At 73.2% G+C, this 14,765-nt stretch carries 12 protein-coding genes and 2 pseudogenes; 5 read left to right on the top strand and 9 right to left on the bottom strand.

Annotated features, from left to right (window positions below; genetic code table 11):
• The first annotated feature begins 118 nt into the window (after positions 1 to 118).
• Positions 119 to 825, top strand: a pseudogene (locus L6E17_RS16135) (phosphatase PAP2 family protein).
• 300 nt (positions 826 to 1,125) lie between these two features.
• Here L6E17_RS16135 and L6E17_RS30990 read toward each other — a convergent pair.
• A complete protein-coding gene (locus L6E17_RS30990) occupies positions 1,126 to 1,314 on the bottom strand; it encodes a hypothetical protein (protein WP_236241467.1) in 189 nt (62 codons plus the stop codon).
• Positions 1,315 to 1,556: 242 nt separating this feature from the next.
• Between L6E17_RS30990 and L6E17_RS16125 the strand changes: the two genes are divergently transcribed.
• A complete protein-coding gene (locus L6E17_RS16125; protein WP_374109064.1) occupies positions 1,557 to 2,309 on the top strand; it encodes a hypothetical protein in 753 nt (250 codons plus the stop codon).
• A 157-nt stretch (positions 2,310 to 2,466) separates the two neighbouring features.
• Positions 2,467 to 2,631, top strand: coding sequence for a hypothetical protein (locus tag L6E17_RS16120; RefSeq protein ID WP_236241466.1), 165 nt, complete (start codon positions 2,467 to 2,469; stop codon positions 2,629 to 2,631).
• Between the two features lie 108 nt (positions 2,632 to 2,739).
• Here the strand turns inward: L6E17_RS16120 and L6E17_RS16115 are convergent, their stop codons facing one another.
• Positions 2,740 to 3,105 carry a metal-sensitive transcriptional regulator gene (locus tag L6E17_RS16115; RefSeq protein WP_236241465.1) on the bottom strand — a complete coding sequence of 122 codons (366 nt, stop codon included), beginning with the start codon at positions 3,103 to 3,105 and terminating at the stop codon, positions 2,740 to 2,742.
• Between the two features lie 191 nt (positions 3,106 to 3,296).
• On the opposite strand from L6E17_RS16115, the gene L6E17_RS16110 reads away from it, so the two are divergent.
• Positions 3,297 to 3,917, top strand: coding sequence for a DUF47 domain-containing protein (locus L6E17_RS16110; RefSeq protein WP_071270980.1), 621 nt, complete (start codon positions 3,297 to 3,299; stop codon positions 3,915 to 3,917).
• A 7-nt stretch (positions 3,918 to 3,924) separates the two neighbouring features.
• On the top strand, positions 3,925 to 4,923 hold the full coding sequence (locus L6E17_RS16105) for an inorganic phosphate transporter (protein WP_236241464.1): 999 nt from the start codon (positions 3,925 to 3,927) through the stop codon (positions 4,921 to 4,923).
• Between the two features lie 408 nt (positions 4,924 to 5,331).
• Here the strand turns inward: L6E17_RS16105 and pstB are convergent, their stop codons facing one another.
• The 7 genes and pseudogenes from pstB to L6E17_RS16070 form a co-directional block, all read right to left on the bottom strand.
• Entirely contained in the window at positions 5,332 to 6,108 is a 777-nt protein-coding gene (gene pstB / locus L6E17_RS16100) for a phosphate ABC transporter ATP-binding protein PstB (protein ID WP_236241463.1), read from the bottom strand.
• A 25-nt stretch (positions 6,109 to 6,133) separates the two neighbouring features.
• Positions 6,134 to 7,213, bottom strand: a complete 1,080-nt coding sequence (gene pstA / locus L6E17_RS16095) for a phosphate ABC transporter permease PstA (protein WP_236241462.1) — start codon at positions 7,211 to 7,213, stop codon at positions 6,134 to 6,136.
• Complete coding sequence (gene pstC, locus L6E17_RS16090; RefSeq protein WP_236241461.1) at positions 7,210 to 8,220, bottom strand: phosphate ABC transporter permease subunit PstC; 1,011 nt, start codon at positions 8,218 to 8,220, stop codon at positions 7,210 to 7,212. Before pstC ends, pstA begins: the two co-directional genes overlap by 4 nt.
• A 123-nt stretch (positions 8,221 to 8,343) precedes the next feature.
• Positions 8,344 to 9,474: a phosphate ABC transporter substrate-binding protein PstS gene (pstS, locus tag L6E17_RS16085; protein WP_236241460.1), complete on the bottom strand. Its 1,131-nt coding sequence runs from the start codon at positions 9,472 to 9,474 to the stop codon at positions 8,344 to 8,346.
• A 1,192-nt stretch (positions 9,475 to 10,666) separates the two neighbouring features.
• Positions 10,667 to 11,071, bottom strand: coding sequence for an NUDIX hydrolase (locus L6E17_RS16080; protein WP_236241459.1), 405 nt, complete (start codon positions 11,069 to 11,071; stop codon positions 10,667 to 10,669).
• Positions 11,068 to 12,035: pseudogene (locus L6E17_RS16075) on the bottom strand (CHAD domain-containing protein). Before L6E17_RS16075 ends, L6E17_RS16080 begins: the two are co-directional and overlap by 4 nt.
• Positions 12,022 to 14,277 carry an RNA degradosome polyphosphate kinase gene (locus L6E17_RS16070; protein ID WP_236241458.1) on the bottom strand — a complete coding sequence of 752 codons (2,256 nt, stop codon included), beginning with the start codon at positions 14,275 to 14,277 and terminating at the stop codon, positions 12,022 to 12,024. The pseudogene L6E17_RS16075 and the gene L6E17_RS16070 overlap by 14 nt, the downstream one beginning before the upstream one ends.
• Positions 14,278 to 14,765 lie beyond the last annotated feature (488 nt).

Genomic DNA, 14,765 nt, shown 5'->3' with positions numbered 1-14,765 from the left:
CTTCGATAACGTCCTGGTGATCGTTCCGTGGAGAGTGGAACGTGCGCCTCAGGCGCGTCGTTCCCTGGACTGACACGACCGCACCGCAGCAGCACGAGGCAAGGGGCCGCAGCAGATGGTGGCTGGACTCGCATCCAATGGCTCGAACCCCGACGTCAGCCTGCTCTACGACATCAACGGACTGGCCGGGTCCGCGCCCGCCTGGCTCGACCGCGTCATGGAGTTCGTCGGGGAGTACGGCATCCTGCTCGCCCTCGTCCTGACGGTGCTGTGGTGCTGGGGCAGCGTGCGGCGCAGGGCGTCCCTGGAGGAGGCCGTCAGCGGTGCGGCGGGCACGGTGTGGGCGCCGCTCGCCGCCTCGATCGCGGTCCTCGTCAACATCCCGATCCGGGGGTTCGTCGAACGGCCCCGGCCGTTCCTCGACCATGACGGGCTGGATGTGCTTGTTGACGGGAAGACCGGCTTCTCCTTCGTCAGCGACCACGCGACCCTCGCCATGGCCCTGGGCGTGGGGCTCTTCCTGGTGCACAAGCGGATCGGGCTCGTCGCCATAGGGCTGGCCTTGGCGGAGGGGTTCTGCCGGGTGTACATGGGCGTGCACTACCCGACCGACGTGGTCGGCGGGTTCGCGTTGGGCACGGCCGTCGCCCTGCTGCTCGCCCCGGTGGCGCTGGGCCTGCTCACGCCGCTGTGCGGGGCGGTGGCGCGGGCGCCGCGGGCGGCCGGCTCGTGCGGTCGCGGCGCGCCGGCGGGGCCGGCCGGGCGCACCACGCGCTGGACCTGCACGACGCGCGGGCCGAGGCCGAGAGCGACCTCGCCGCGTAGCGCGCACAGCGGCTGCCGGGGCGTCAGAAGGCCGGCCGGGCGTAAGGGTGGCGCGGCGCCCTTTCTGTGCGGGCGCGGCGCCGGTCCGCCGGGGCGGGGCCGGGGCGGGGCCGGGGTGGTTCCGGCAGGCCGCATACGGGGGCTGCGCGGCCGTCACCGCACGGCCCGGTGCCGTGAGTGCGCCGTCGCCGCGCCACCGCCCGGATCCACGGTCGTGCCGGGTAGGGTCCTCGACGGCGTACGAGGGTGGTGAGCGCGCCGGTCAGGGCCGTGGTGAGCGGTGCGCGCCGGTCCACGGCGTCACCTGTCGCACGGCGTCGCCGCCCTGGGGGCGGGCGCCGCGGCATGCGCGGCCGCGTCGGTGCGGGCCCGGTCCCGGGAGCGCCTGGCGGGCCCGGACCAGCCGCAGTCGCAGCGGGCGAGGCAGAAGGATCCGCGTTCGACGGTGGTCGTCCGGGGGTGCGCGGGCGGCGCGTCCTGCGGGTGCACAGGCCAAAGGTACTCGTGTTCCCGGGGCGTGACGGGGGCCGCGGTGGTCGTTATGCGGGGCGGGCGGGGGTCTCGGACGACGTGGTGGAAGCGCAGTGGCGACCCTTTGGGGGTAGGCGGGCGATGGTGGTGCGGAAACGGGAGCGCGGGGGTGGCGCCTGCGCCGTCGCCGCCGTGGCGGTGATGGCCGCGGGAAGCGGGCTCACCGGGTGCTCCGGGTCGGCCGACGCCGGTCCCCCGCGGTGGGCCGGGGCAGTACGGCGGCGCAGGCGGTGGCGCTGGGCGCGCGGGAGGCCGCCGGGGCGGTGCGCGGGGTGCCGGACGCGTTGGAGCGGGCCGGCACGGCGCGGGCCAGGACGTTCCTGGAGACGGCGACCGGCGGCACGCGGCTGGTCATCGAGGGCGCCGGCGGCTACGACTTCCGCACCGGGCGGGGCCGACTGCGGGTCGTGGTGCCGGCGCAGGGCGCGGCCTCGGGCGAGCGGAAGCCGATCACGGAGCTGTTCACGCCGGGCGCGCTCTACATGAAGGACCGGGGCGCCGGCGTCCCCGCCGACAAGTGGGTGCGCATCGACACGGCGGCCCTGGGCGACGGCAACCTCGTCACGGGCGGCGCCACCGACCCGGGTGCCGCCGTGGAGCTGCTGCGGGCGGCGCGGGACGTGGCGTACGTCGGTCCGGCGGAGGTCGGCGGCGTGGCGGTCGGCCACTACCGCGGCACGGCGGACCTGGGGGAGGCGGCGAAGGCGGCGACGCCGCGGATGCGGGGCGCCCTGGCGGCCGCGGCGGAGGGCTTCGCCACGGACGCGGTGCCGTTCGACGCGTACCTCGACCCGGAGGGGCGGCTGCGGAAGGTGCGGCACCGCTTCAGTTTCGTGAACGCGGGCCGGGAGGTGGAGGTGGCGTCCACGACGGTGCTGTACGGGTTCGGGGAGCCCGTCGACGTCCGGCTGCCGCCCCGGCGGGACATCTACGAGGGCACGATCGAGGACTGAGGCCGGGCTGCGGCAGGGCGGGCGCGCCGCGGCGGCGGGCGGGGACGGGGGGGACCATCGGGTGGTCCCGGAATGGTCCGGACGTGTCATGCGCGGCGGGTGGGGCGCTCCCTACGCTGGAATCCGGCAGCGACTGACAGCTGGAGGTGACCCGCCCGTGGCGACGCTCAGCACGACGACCGTCCAGGACCACGTCGCCCTCTCCGAGATCGAGCTGTGCGGCGAGCTGATCATCGCCGCGTCCGCGACGGAGGGGGAGCGGTTGAGCGCCGACCGGATCGACGAGGTGCTGAAGGTGACGCCGGGCGGGGGCGACGGCTGACCGCCGGACGTGACGGCGGTGGCGGCCGCGCCCCGGAGCCGGGGCGAGCGAGGGTTTCGCGTCATCCCCGGGCCCTGCGGCAGGCGGCCGCCGGGTGTCCGGCAGGCGTCAGGTGCGCATCATGCGGGCGATGGCCTTGGTGGCCTCCTCGACCTTCGCGTCGATCTCGTCGCCGCCCTTGAGCGCCGCCGAGGCGACGCAGTGCCGCAGGTGCTCCTCCAGCAGCTGGAGGGCGAACGACTGCAGGGCCTTCGTGGAGGCGGAGACCTGGGTCAGTATGTCGATGCAGTAGACGTCCTCGTCGACCATCCGCTGCAGGCCGCGGATCTGGCCCTCGATCCTGCGCAGGCGCTTGAGGTGCTCGTCCTTCTGCTGGTGGTAGCCGTGCACCCCGTGATCGTCCTCACCCCGGGAGCCGTCCCGGGCGTGGGCCGCGCCCGTGACCGGAAGGCCGGCCGCCTCGGTGGTCGTCATCTCGTCCTCCCGTTGTCCGAAAGGGCCCATATACCCCTCGTGGGTATATGGTACCGATCCCCGCCGGATCGTGCGGGGCCGGTTCGGTTCCGCGTACCTGATGGGCGACACTGAGGAACGCCGCTTAGCCGTGGCCGGATGATGCGCCTAGCATCAGCCTGACCGACATCCATGCACCCGAGGGACACCACGTGCGCTTCCGTCTGACCCCCAGGGAGACGAGCTTCTACGACATGTTCGCCGCGTCCGCGGACAACATCGTCACCGGTGCGAAGCTCCTCATGGAACTGCTCGGAGCTGACGCGTCGGCGCGGGCCGACATCGCCGAGCGCATGCGGGCGGCCGAGCACGCGGGCGACGACGCCACCCACGCGATCTTCCACCAGCTGAACTCCTCCTTCATCACGCCGTTCGACCGCGAGGACATCTACGCCCTCGCCTCGTCGCTCGACGACATCATGGACTTCATGGAGGAGGCCGTCGACCTCGTCGTCCTCTACAACATCGAGGAACTGCCCAAGGGCGTCGAGCAGCAGATCGAGGTGCTGGCGCGGGCGGCGGAGCTCACGGCGGAGGCCATGCCGCACCTGCGGACCATGGAGGACCTCACCGAGTACTGGATCGAGGTCAACCGGCTGGAGAACCAGGCGGACCAGATCCACCGCAAGCTGCTGGCGCACCTGTTCAACGGCAAGTACGACGCCATCGAGGTGCTGAAGCTCAAGCAGATCGTGGATGTCCTGGAGGAGGCGGCGGACGCCTTCGAGCACGTGGCGAACACGGTGGAGACCATCGCCGTCAAGGAGTCCTGAGCCCGCTGTGGACACGTTTGCGCTGGTCGTGACCGTCGGGGTCGCGCTCTTCTTCACGTACACCAACGGCTTCCACGACTCGGCGAACGCCATCGCCACGTCGGTGTCCACCCGGGCCCTGACGCCGCGGGCGGCGCTGCTGATGGCGGCTGTCATGAACCTTGCCGGCGCCTTCCTCGGCAGCGGGGTCGCCAAGACGGTCAGCGAGGGGCTCATCGAGACCCCGCACGGCGACAAGGGCATGGGCATCCTCTTCGCGGCGCTGGTCGGCGCGATCACGTGGAACCTGGTCACCTGGTACTTCGGGCTGCCGTCGTCCTCCTCGCACGCCCTGTTCGGCGGCATGGTGGGCGCGGCGCTGGCCGGCGGCACGGAGGTGATCTGGTCCGGGGTGCTGGAGAAGATCGTCATCCCGATGTTCCTGTCGCCGCTCGTCGGCCTGCTGGTCGGCTACCTGGTGATGGCCGCCATCATGTGGATCTTCCGCAACTCGGGGCCGCACCGGACCAAGCGGGGCTTCCGTATCGCGCAGACCGTGTCGGCGGCGGGCATGGCGCTCGGCCACGGCCTCCAGGACGCGCAGAAGACGATGGGCATCGTGGTGCTGGCCCTCGTCATCGCGGACGTGGAGCAGTCCGGGGACCCGATCCCGCTGTGGGTGAAGGTGTCGAGCGCGGTGATGCTGTCGCTCGGTACGTACGCGGGCGGCTGGCGGATCATGCGGACGCTGGGGCGGCGGATCATCGAGCTGGACCCGCCGCAGGGGTTCGCCGCCGAGACGACGGCGGCGTCCGTGATGTACACGGCGTCCTTCATGTTCCACGCGCCCATCTCGACCACGCACGTCATCACGTCCGCGATCATGGGCGTGGGTGCGACGAAGCGGGTCAACGCGGTGCGCTGGGGGGTCGCCAAGAACATCGTGCTGGGCTGGTTCATCACCATGCCCGCGGCCGCGCTGGTCGCGGCGCTCAGCTTCTTCGCGGTGAACCTGCTGTTCGGCTGACCCCGTCCGCCCTCGTCCACCCCGTCCGCAGCCCGCCGGCCACCGCCGGCGGGCTGCGGCGCTTCTCCCGGCGGGCCGCGGCGGACCGTGGCGGGGCCGTACGGGGCACGGGGCGGGCTTGCCGGGCGGCTTGGCCGTACGGGGGATCTGGTGGCGCCGGTGCGGCGGCGCACCGGCGGCGTGCACCCGGCGGGGCATGAGGCGGCCGGGCCGCGGGGAGGCCGCCGCGGGGTGGCGCGGCGGACCGTCGCGCCACCGGAGGGGGCCGGGCGGCCCCTTGTGGGGCGCCGGGTCTGCGCGGGCGGTGGCGGGGGCCCGGGGGACGACGAGGGCCCGCCCCCCTGGGAGTGGGGGGCGGGCCCGGTTTCGTCTTGCGGTGGCACCGCCATGCAGCACCGCAGGACGGTCTTATCCGAAGCGGCCCGAGATGTAGTCCTCGGTCGCCTGGACGGACGGGTTGGAGAAGATGCGCTCCGTGTCGTCGATCTCGATGAGCTTGCCGGGCTGGCCGACGGCCGCCAGGTTGAAGAAGGCGGTGCGGTCCGAGACGCGGGCCGCCTGCTGCATGTTGTGCGTCACGATGACGATCGTGAAGCGCTCCTTCAGCTCGCCGATCAGGTCCTCGATCGCCAGGGTGGAGATCGGGTCCAGGGCGGAGCAGGGCTCGTCCATCAGCAGCACGTCCGGCTCGACCGCGATCGCGCGGGCGATGCACAGGCGCTGCTGCTGGCCGCCGGAGAGGCCGGCGCCCGGCTTGTTCAGCCGGTCCTTGACCTCGTTCCAGAGGTTCGCGCCCTTGAGGGAGCGCTCGACCACGTCGGCGAGCTCCGCCTTCTTGTAGCGGCCGTTGAGGCGCAGGCCCGCCGCGACGTTGTCGAAGATCGACATGGTCGGGAACGGGTTCGGGCGCTGGAAGACCATGCCGACCGTGCGGCGCACGGCGACGGGGTCGACGTCCCTGCCGTACAGGTTCTGGTCGTCCAGCATCACCTTGCCCTCGACGCGGCCGCCGGGGGTGACCTCGTGCATCCGGTTCAGGGTGCGCAGGAACGTGGACTTGCCGCAGCCGGACGGGCCGATGAAGGCCGTCACGGAGCGGGGCTCGACGGTCATGGAGATGTCGTCGATCGCCTTGTGGGTGCCGTAGTACGCGGAGAGGCCGCTGACGTCGATTCGCTTGGCCATCAGAATCACTTCCAGTTTGCCGCGGTCAGCGGCCGGTCTTCGGGGCCTTCCAGCGGGCGATGCCGCGGGCCACCAGGTTGAGGAGCATGACGAAGGCGATCAGCACGAGCGCGGCGGCCCAGGCGCGGGCCACGGCGGCGTCGGTGCCGACGGCGTACTGCTCGTACACGTAGAGCGGGAGCGACGCCTGGGCGCCTTCGAAGGGGTTCGGGTTGATCAGCTTCGTACCGAAGACGAGGAGCAGCACGGGGGCCGTCTCGCCGGTGATACGGGCGATTGCGAGCATGACGCCGGTGGTGATGCCGCCGATCGCGGTCGGCAGGACCACCTTCAGGATGGTCTTCCACTTGGGGACGCCGAGCGCGAGGCTGGCCTCGCGCAGCTCGTTCGGGACGAGCTTGAGCATCTCCTCGGTGGAGCGGACGACCACCGGCACCATCAGGATGGCCAGCGCCATCGACCCGGCGAAGCCGGAGGGCCCGAAGCCCAGCATCAGATTCCAGGTGGCGAGGACGAACAGGCCCGCGACGATGGACGGGATGCCCGTCATGACGTCCACGAAGAAGGTCACGGCCTGGGCGAGCCTGCCCTTGCCGTACTCGACGAGGTAGATCGCGGTCAGCATGCCGAGCGGGGCGGCGATGACCGTCGCGATGAGGACCTGCTCGATGGTGCCGAGCAGCGCGTGGTAGACGCCGCCGCCGGTCTCGGCGTCGAGGACGCCGTTCATGGAGTGGGTGAGGAAGTAGACGTCGAGGACCTCGACGCCCTTGCTGACCGTCACCCAGCCGAGGGAGGCGAGCGGCACGATCGCGAGGATGAAGCAGACCCACACGACGCTGGTCGCGACGCGGTCCTTGGCCTGGCGGGAGTTCTCCACCTTGGCCGTGACGGCGTACGTGGTGACGACGAAGAGCAGCGCGGCGATCAGGCCCCACTGGATGCGGCTCTCCCAGCCGGCGGCCAGGCCGATGCCGGCGCCCGCGGCGACGGAGCCGGCGGCGATCGCGGCCGGGGCCCAGCGCGGCATGCGCGCGTGGGAGAGCGGGGAGGGACGGCGCTCGGTGCGGGTCACGGGAGGCCGGTCCTGGATGGTCTGGCTCATGCGGCGGCCCCCGAGTACTCCTTGCGGCGCGCGATGATCCACCGGGCGGCGCCATTGACCAGCAGCGTGATGGCGAAGAGGACGAGACCGGAGGCGATCAGCGCGTCACGGCCGAACTCGTCCGCCTCGTTGAACTTGGCGGCGATGTTCTGCGCGAACGTGCCGCCGCCCGGGTCCAGCAGCTTGCCCGAGATGACGAAGCTCGGGGAGAGGACGACGGCGACGGCCATCGTCTCGCCCAGCGCCCGGCCGAGGCCCAGCATGGAGGCGCTGATGATGCCGGAGCGGCCGAAGGGCAGGACCGACATGCGGATGGTCTCCCAGCGGGTCGCGCCGAGGGCCAGGGCGGCCTCCTCGTGCATGCGCGGGACCTGGAGGAAGACCTCGCGGGTGACGTTGGTGATGATCGGCAGGATCATGATCGCCAGCAGGATGCCGACGGTGAGCATGTTCCGGGCGACGCCGTCACTGGTCTTGTCGAAGATGTACGTCCAGCCCATGTACTGGTCGAGCCACTTGTTGAGGCCGTCCAGGTACGGGACGAGGAAGATCGCGCCCCACAGGCCGTAGATGATGCTCGGTACGGCGGCGAGCAGGTCGACGACGTAGGCGAGGGGCGTGGCGAGCCTGCGCGGCGCGTAGTGCGAGATGAACAGCGCGATGCCGATGGCGATCGGGACGGCGATCGCCATGGCGATGACCGAGCTGACGACGGTGCCGAAGGCGAGGACGGCGATGCCGAAGACCGGCGGGTCGCCGGCCGGGTTCCACTCGGAGGTGGTGAGGAAGTTGCCTTCGTTCTCGGATATCGCGAGGACGGCCCGGTAGGTGAGGAAGACCGCGATCGCGGCCATGATCACCAGCAGGGTGATTCCGGAGCCGCGGGACAGGCCGAGGAAGGCCTTGTCGCCCGCGCGGGACGCGGCGCTGCTCTTGAGGGGGTCTGTCTGGGGCCCCTGGTCGCGCCCGGAGGGCGGTGTGGGGCCGTGGGTGGTGGCTGTTGCCATCGTGTGTGTTCTCCGGTCTGCGGAGTCGCACGGGCGCGCGGGGCGCTGGGCGGGCTCCTGGCGGCGGTGCACCGGATACGGGGCCGGACCTGGGAAGGTCCCGGGTCCGGCCCCGGTCGGGGGTTACGACAGGGTCGGGACGATCTCGCGGACCTTGGCCGCGATCTCGGCCGGGAGCGGGGCGTAGTCCGCGTCGGCCAGGACCTTCTGGCCCTCGTCGCTGGCGGTGTAGTTCAGGAACGCCTTCAGGGTGGGCAGGGTCTCCGCCTTGTTGCCCCTGTCGCAGGCGATCTCGTAGGTGACCAGGATGATCGGGTAGGCGCCCTCCGCCTTGGTGGCGTAGTCCAGGGACAGGGCGAGGTCGTTGCCCGTGCCCTTGACCTTGGCGACGGCGATGGCCTTGGAGGCGTTCTCCGTGGTGGCCTCGACCGGCTGCGCGGCGCCCGTGTCCACCTTGACGGTGCTGATGTTGCTGGCGGTGGCGTACGACAGCTCGAAGTAGCCGATCGCGCCGTTGGTGTCCTTGACGGCGGTGGCGACACCGGAGGAGCCGTTCGCGGCCTGGCCGCCGGGGGCGGGCCACGACTTCGTCTTCGGGTCGTGCTTCCAGTCGTCGGGGGCGGCCTCGGAGAGGTACTTGCCGAGGTTCTGGGTGGTGCCCGACTCGTCGGAGCGGTGGAACGCCTGGATCGTGGTGTCCGGCAGCTTGACGCCCGGGTTCAGCTTGGCGATCGCCGGGTCGTTCCACTTGGTGATCTTCGAGTCGAAGATCTTGGCGAGGGTGGAGGCGTCCAGCACGAGGCTGTCGACGCCCTCCAGCTTGTAGCCGATCGCGACCGGGCCGCCGACCATCGGGAGGTTGATGCCCTTGCCGCCCTTGCAGATCTTCTGCGACTCGGTGACCTCGTCCTCCTTGAGGGCGGAGTCCGAGCCGGCGAAGGCGACCTGGCCCTGGTTGAACTTGGTGATGCCGCCGCCGGAGCCGATGGCCTGGTAGTTGACCTCGACGCCCTCGCAGGCCGCCTGGAAGTTCTTGACCCAGAGGTCCATCGCGTTCTTCTGGGCCGTCGAGCCGGCCGCCAGGAGCTGGCCCTTCGCCTCGCCGCAGTCGATGTTCGAGGCGGCGGCCGTCTTCCTGTCGCCTTCGGGGCTGGTGTTGTCGTCCGAACCACACGCCGTGAGAACCAGGGCGCCGGACACGGCGAGGGCACCGAGCGCGGTGGCGCGAAGCCCGGTCTTGCGATGAAGCTTCACTTCGGGGTGTTCCTTCCAGTAACCGCCGGCCTGGTGGCCCGCGGGTGCTTGCGCTGTCCGGGGCCGTTGTACGGCGGCGTGTGTCGGGGTGGGTGCCGGCGACCACTGCGGGGTCACCGTGTAAGGCCGAAATTAGGCAGATCAGGTGAAGCCGCTGACGGGGGTAAGTGAACGGGAAGTGAACCGTGCCGAAAGCCGGGGTGCGTCGCGGCGCGCCCGCACGGGCCGGGGCGCGGCGACAGCACGGAACGTCCTGCACAGGAGCGGTTCGGCGCTCCTGGGGGACGCCCGCTGCCGGGTGCCTTCCCGTGGCCCCGCGGCGGGCCGGGCCTCGGACGGTACGGCACCGGGGCGGCGCAGGCCACGCGGAGGGGCTCGGCGTGGCCGGTTGCTTGCGGGCGCCGCGTGGCGTGGGGGCGGTTGGCGGGTGGGCGGCGCGGGGTCCGGCGGGGTGGCCGGCTCGCAGTACGCGGGCGCGGGGTGGCCGGCGGCCCGCGGGGGCGGGTTCCGGGCGCGGTGGGGCGGGGGCGGGGTGCTGCGGCCGGTTCGCCCGCCCCACGTCCCGGCCTCCGTCGGTCACGTCCACCATGGCCACCGCGTCAGCGCTTCTCGCGTCGGTTCTCCCCGCCCGCGCCGGGCCGTGAGGAACGAGGGCTCGGCTCTCGGCCCTGCGGCACACGGCGGGAGCGGCCCCGGCACGGTGCCTGCCGCACACTGCTGCGCGGCGCGCGGCGGTCCCGTACCGGGCGGACGTTCCAGCCTACGGCTCCCGTGCCCGACGTGCGCTCCGGCCGCCGCGCCGGGGGCGGGGCGCAGCCTGGCGGGGGCGGGGCGTTACGGGCCCACCGGGGTGCGGCAGCCTGGGGCCGTGCGCCGAACGCGGGGGTACGCGCGGGCCACCGGGGTGCGGCAGCCTCGGGGCAGCCGCCGACCGCAGGGGTGCGAGGGCGTGGCGGGTGGGTCCGCCGTGAGTTCGGCGGGGTGTGCGCCGCCGCGGGGTACGGGGGCGTGGCGGGTGGGTCCGCCCTCAGTTCGGCGGGGCGTGCGCCGACCGCGGGTGTGCGCCGCCGCGGGTGTGCGCCGCCGCGGGTGTGCGCCGGCTGTGGGTGTGCGCGGCCCACGGGTGGGTCCGCCTCAGTCCGGCGAGGCCAGGAAGGACCGCGGGTGTGCGGGGCCGGCGGGTGGGTCCGCCTCAGTCCGGCGAGGCCAGGAAGGACCGGATCAGGGGCCGGTCCAGGGCGTGGGTCAGCCGGGCCTCGGCCTCGGCCGGGGGCAGCCACGCCACCGCGTCCACCTCGCGGCTTGGGCGGAACGCACCGCCCGTGGCCTGCGCCGACCAGTACGTGACCTCCTTGGCGCGGCCCTTCGCGGTGTAGTACACCGTGCCCAGCCGGCCGCCCAGGACGCAGGTGTGGCCGGTCTCCTCGCGGACCTCGCGGACAGCGGTGTCCCGCAGGGTCTCGCCCCGCTTCCGCTTGCCCTTCGGCAGGGACCAGTCGTCGTACCGGGGCCGGTGGACCAGGCACACCTCCAGGGTGCCGGACGCGGTCTCGCGCCACAGCACGCAGCCCGCCGCCTCGACCGGTCCGCGCGTCACGTCGCCGCGACCGCCGTCCGCTGCCACCTCCGGTGGAAGGCCAGCCGCGCCGCCTCCACCTCGTGGCGCTGGTCCGCGTGCAGCACCCCCAGGGCGTACGCCGTCGTCGGGGCGATCCGGGGCGTGCGGGCGGCCGCGGCGGCGGCGGCCGCGGCCTCGGCGGCGTCCCGGTGGCGGTCGAGCGCCGCGCCCGCCTCGTAGAGCTCGGGCGCCGGGGCGGACCGCACCTCCAGGGCGTAGCGGTGCAGCCGCAGCAGCAGCCGCGCCTGGTGCCAGTGCGCGTCCTGGTGCTCGCCGCCCACCGCGGGCGCCATCGGCAGGGCCCGCACCGCCTCCCGCAGGCGCCGCTCCACGACCTCCGCCGGGGGCGCCAGGAGTTCCCCGGCAGGCCGTGCCGCCGCCGGGCCCAGCGGGACGTCGGACGCCAGCAGCGCCACGGCGTCGGCGACCGCGTGGAACCGCGCCGAGCCCAGTGCCTGCAGCGCCGCCGAGTGGGCCCGCGTACGGGCCAGCGTCAGCTGCCGCTCCAGCAGCGCGCCGGCCTTGGCCGCGCCGAGCCGCAGCGCCTCCCCGCCCCCGCCCGCGCCGCGGGGCTGCGGCACCCGGTCCCGGGGCGCGCCCCGGCGCCCGTCAGCCGGGACAGCGCGTCCACCAGCCGGACCAGCCGCGAGGTGCAGGCCTGCTCCTGCGCCAGCGTCCCGGACGCCCAGGCGAGCTCGGTGCGCAGGCCGTCGGCCCAGGCGCCGTCCAGCAGCGGCCGGAAGGTGTGCAGGGTCCCGCCGATGCGCCGGGCGGCCGCCCGCAGGGAGCGGGTGGCCTCCTCCGTCCCGGCGGCGTCGGTCCCGCTGCTCTCGCCGTGCCGGCGCAGGGCCCGCAGGAAGTCGTTCGCCCGGGCGTGCAGGTAGGGGGCGAGGACCTCGCCGGCGGTCTCGGCGGTGACGACCTCGTCGTCAGGGTTGTGCACGTCGGCGCCTCCGGGCGTCAATCAGCATCTCCTGGACATGGCGCAGCGGCTGCCCGTCGCCGTCCACCGCGTGGCGCGTCCAGTTGCCGTCCGGGCCGAGGTGCCAGGAGGACGTGGTGTCGGCCATGCCGGTCTCCAGCAGGCGGTTCAGGGCGGCGCGGTGCGCCGGGTCGACGACCCGTACGAGCGCCTCGATGCGGCGGTCGAGGTTGCGGTGCATCATGTCGGCGCTGCCCAGCCACACCTCCGGTTCGCCGCCGTTGCCGAAGACGAAGATCCGGGAGTGCTCCAGGAAGCGGCCGAGCACCGACCGGACCCGGATGTTCTCGGACAGCCCGACGACGCCCGGGCGCAGCGCGCAGATGCCGCGGACCCAGATGTCCACGGGGACGCCGGCCTGGGACGCGCGGTAGCAGGCGTCGATGACGGCCTCGTCGACCATCGAGTTGACCTTGATGCGGACGGACGCGGGGCGGCCCGCACGGTGGTGGGCGATCTCCCGGTCGACGCGGGACACCAGGCCGTCGCGCAGCGACTTCGGCGCGACCAGCAGCCGCCGGTAGGTCTCGCGGCGGGAGTAGCCGGAGAGCCGGTTGAACAGGTCGGAGAGGTCCGCGCCGACCTGCGGGTCCGCGGTGAGCAGGCCGAGGTCCTCGTACAGGCGGGCGGTCTTGGGGTGGTAGTTGCCCGTGCCGACGTGGCTGTACCGGCGCAGCACGTCGCCCTCCTGCCGCACCACGAGGGACAGCTTGCAGTGGGTCTTCAGGCCCACGAGGCCGTAGACGACGTGGCAGCCGGCCTCCTCCAGCTTGCGCGCCCACTTGATGTTGGCCTGCTCGTCGAAGCGGGCCTTGATCTCGACGAGGACGAGGACCTGCTTGCCGGACTCGGCGGCGTCGATGAGCGCGTCGACTATCGGGGAGTCGCCGGAGGTCCGGTACAGCGTCTGCTTGATCGCGAGGACGTCCGGGTCGGCGGCGGCCTGCTCCAGGAACGCCTGCACGGACGTGGAGAAGCTGTCGTACGGGTGGTGCAGGAGGACGTCCCGTTCGCGCAGCGCCGCGAAGATGTCGGGCGCGGACGCGGACTCGACCTCGGCCAGGTCCCGGTGGGTGCCCGCGATGAACTTCGGGTACTTCAGCTCCGGCCGGTCCTGGGCGGCTATGCCGAACAGGCCGGTGAGGTCCAGCGGCCCGGGCAGCGGGTACACCTCGGCGTCGGAGACCTTCAGCTCCCGTACCAGCAGGTCGAGGACGTACGGGTCGATGGACTCCTCGACCTCCAGCCGCACCGGCGGGCCGAAGCGGCGCCGCATGAGCTCCTTCTCCAGGGCCTGCAGGAGGTTCTCGGCGTCGTCCTCCTCGACCTCCAGGTCCTCGTTCCTGGTCACCCGGAACATGTGGTGCGCCAGCACCTCCATGCCGGGGAAGAGCTCCTCCAGGTGCGCGGCTATGACGTCCTCCAGGGGGACGTACCGCTGCGGGGACGCCTCCAGGAAGCGGGACAGCAGCGGCGGCACCTTGACGCGCGCGAAGTGCCGGTGCCCGGAGACCGGGTTCCGCACGACCACGGCCAGGTTCAGGGAGAGCCCGGAGATGTACGGGAAGGGGTGCGCGGGGTCGACGGCGAGCGGGGTGAGGACGGGGAAGATCTGCTGCCGGAAGAGCGTGAAGAGGCGCGCCTGCTCCTTGTCGGTCAGGTCGGGCCAGCGGATCAGGTGGATGCCCTCGTCGGCCAGGGCGGGGGAGACGTCCTGCTGGAAGCAGGCGGCGTGCCGGGCCATGAGCTCCCGCGAACGGGTCCAGATCAGTTCCAGCACCTCGCGGGGCTGGAGGCCCGAGGCGGAGCGGGTGGCGACGCCGGTGGCGATGCGGCGCTTGAGGCCGGCGACCCGGACCATGAAGAACTCGTCCAGGTTCGAGGCGAAGATCGCGAGGAAGTTCGCGCGTTCCAGGAGCGGGGTGGAGGGGTCCTCGGCGAGCTCCAGGACCCGCTCGTTGAAGGCGAGCCAGCTGCGCTCGCGATCCAGGAACCGGCCCTCGGGCAGGTCGGTGCGGGCCGCGCTCTCGGCGGCGTACGTGTCCGGATCGGCGTCGAGCTCGTGCTCCAGGTCGGACACGGGCACGTGGGCGATGCTGCGGGGGCGGTGCGCGGCGATGGCACCCACGGGCGGCTGCGCGGGCTGGGCCGACGACGGTAGTACCTGCTGGGCGACCGGGACCTCGGCGGGCTGCTGGCTCATAGCACCATTCTTCCGCGCTAAGGGCTGGTCAGGCGCGTCGGAGCGGGCCGTGAGGGCGGACACGGCGGGCTTCATTGGGCGAGCGTCGCAAGCGAGTCTGAATGATCGGTAACGGCAACGTGACGTTCAGGGGGCTCTGAGACGGCCGCCGGTCGGCCGGAAACGGCCTGAACGGCCTGATGCGCTGCCCCGCCGGGTGGCCGGCCCGGCTGCGGCGGCGGCGCCGGGCGGCCGTGCGCGGCTCGTGAGGGGGCGGGCCCGCGGGCCGGGGGCACGGGGCGGCGGAGAGGGGCTCAGGAGGAGCGAGGCCGGCGGTGGGTCGGGTAGCCGGTGAGCGGGGTGCGCGGCGCGTGCCGGGCGGGGCCGGAACGGTGGCCCGGGCGCGGGGCGGCCGGGCGCGCGCGGGAGGGCGGCGGGCGGCGGGGGAGCGCGCGGTACGCGGGGAGCAGACGGAGGCGCGGGGGCGTACGCCTGCGGGAGCGGGACGG

Source organism: Streptomyces sp. CC228A, from assembly GCF_021390935.1.
In the GTDB taxonomy this organism is placed as follows: domain Bacteria; phylum Actinomycetota; class Actinomycetes; order Streptomycetales; family Streptomycetaceae; genus Streptomyces.
This window is presented reverse-complemented; position numbering and strand designations above follow the sequence as displayed.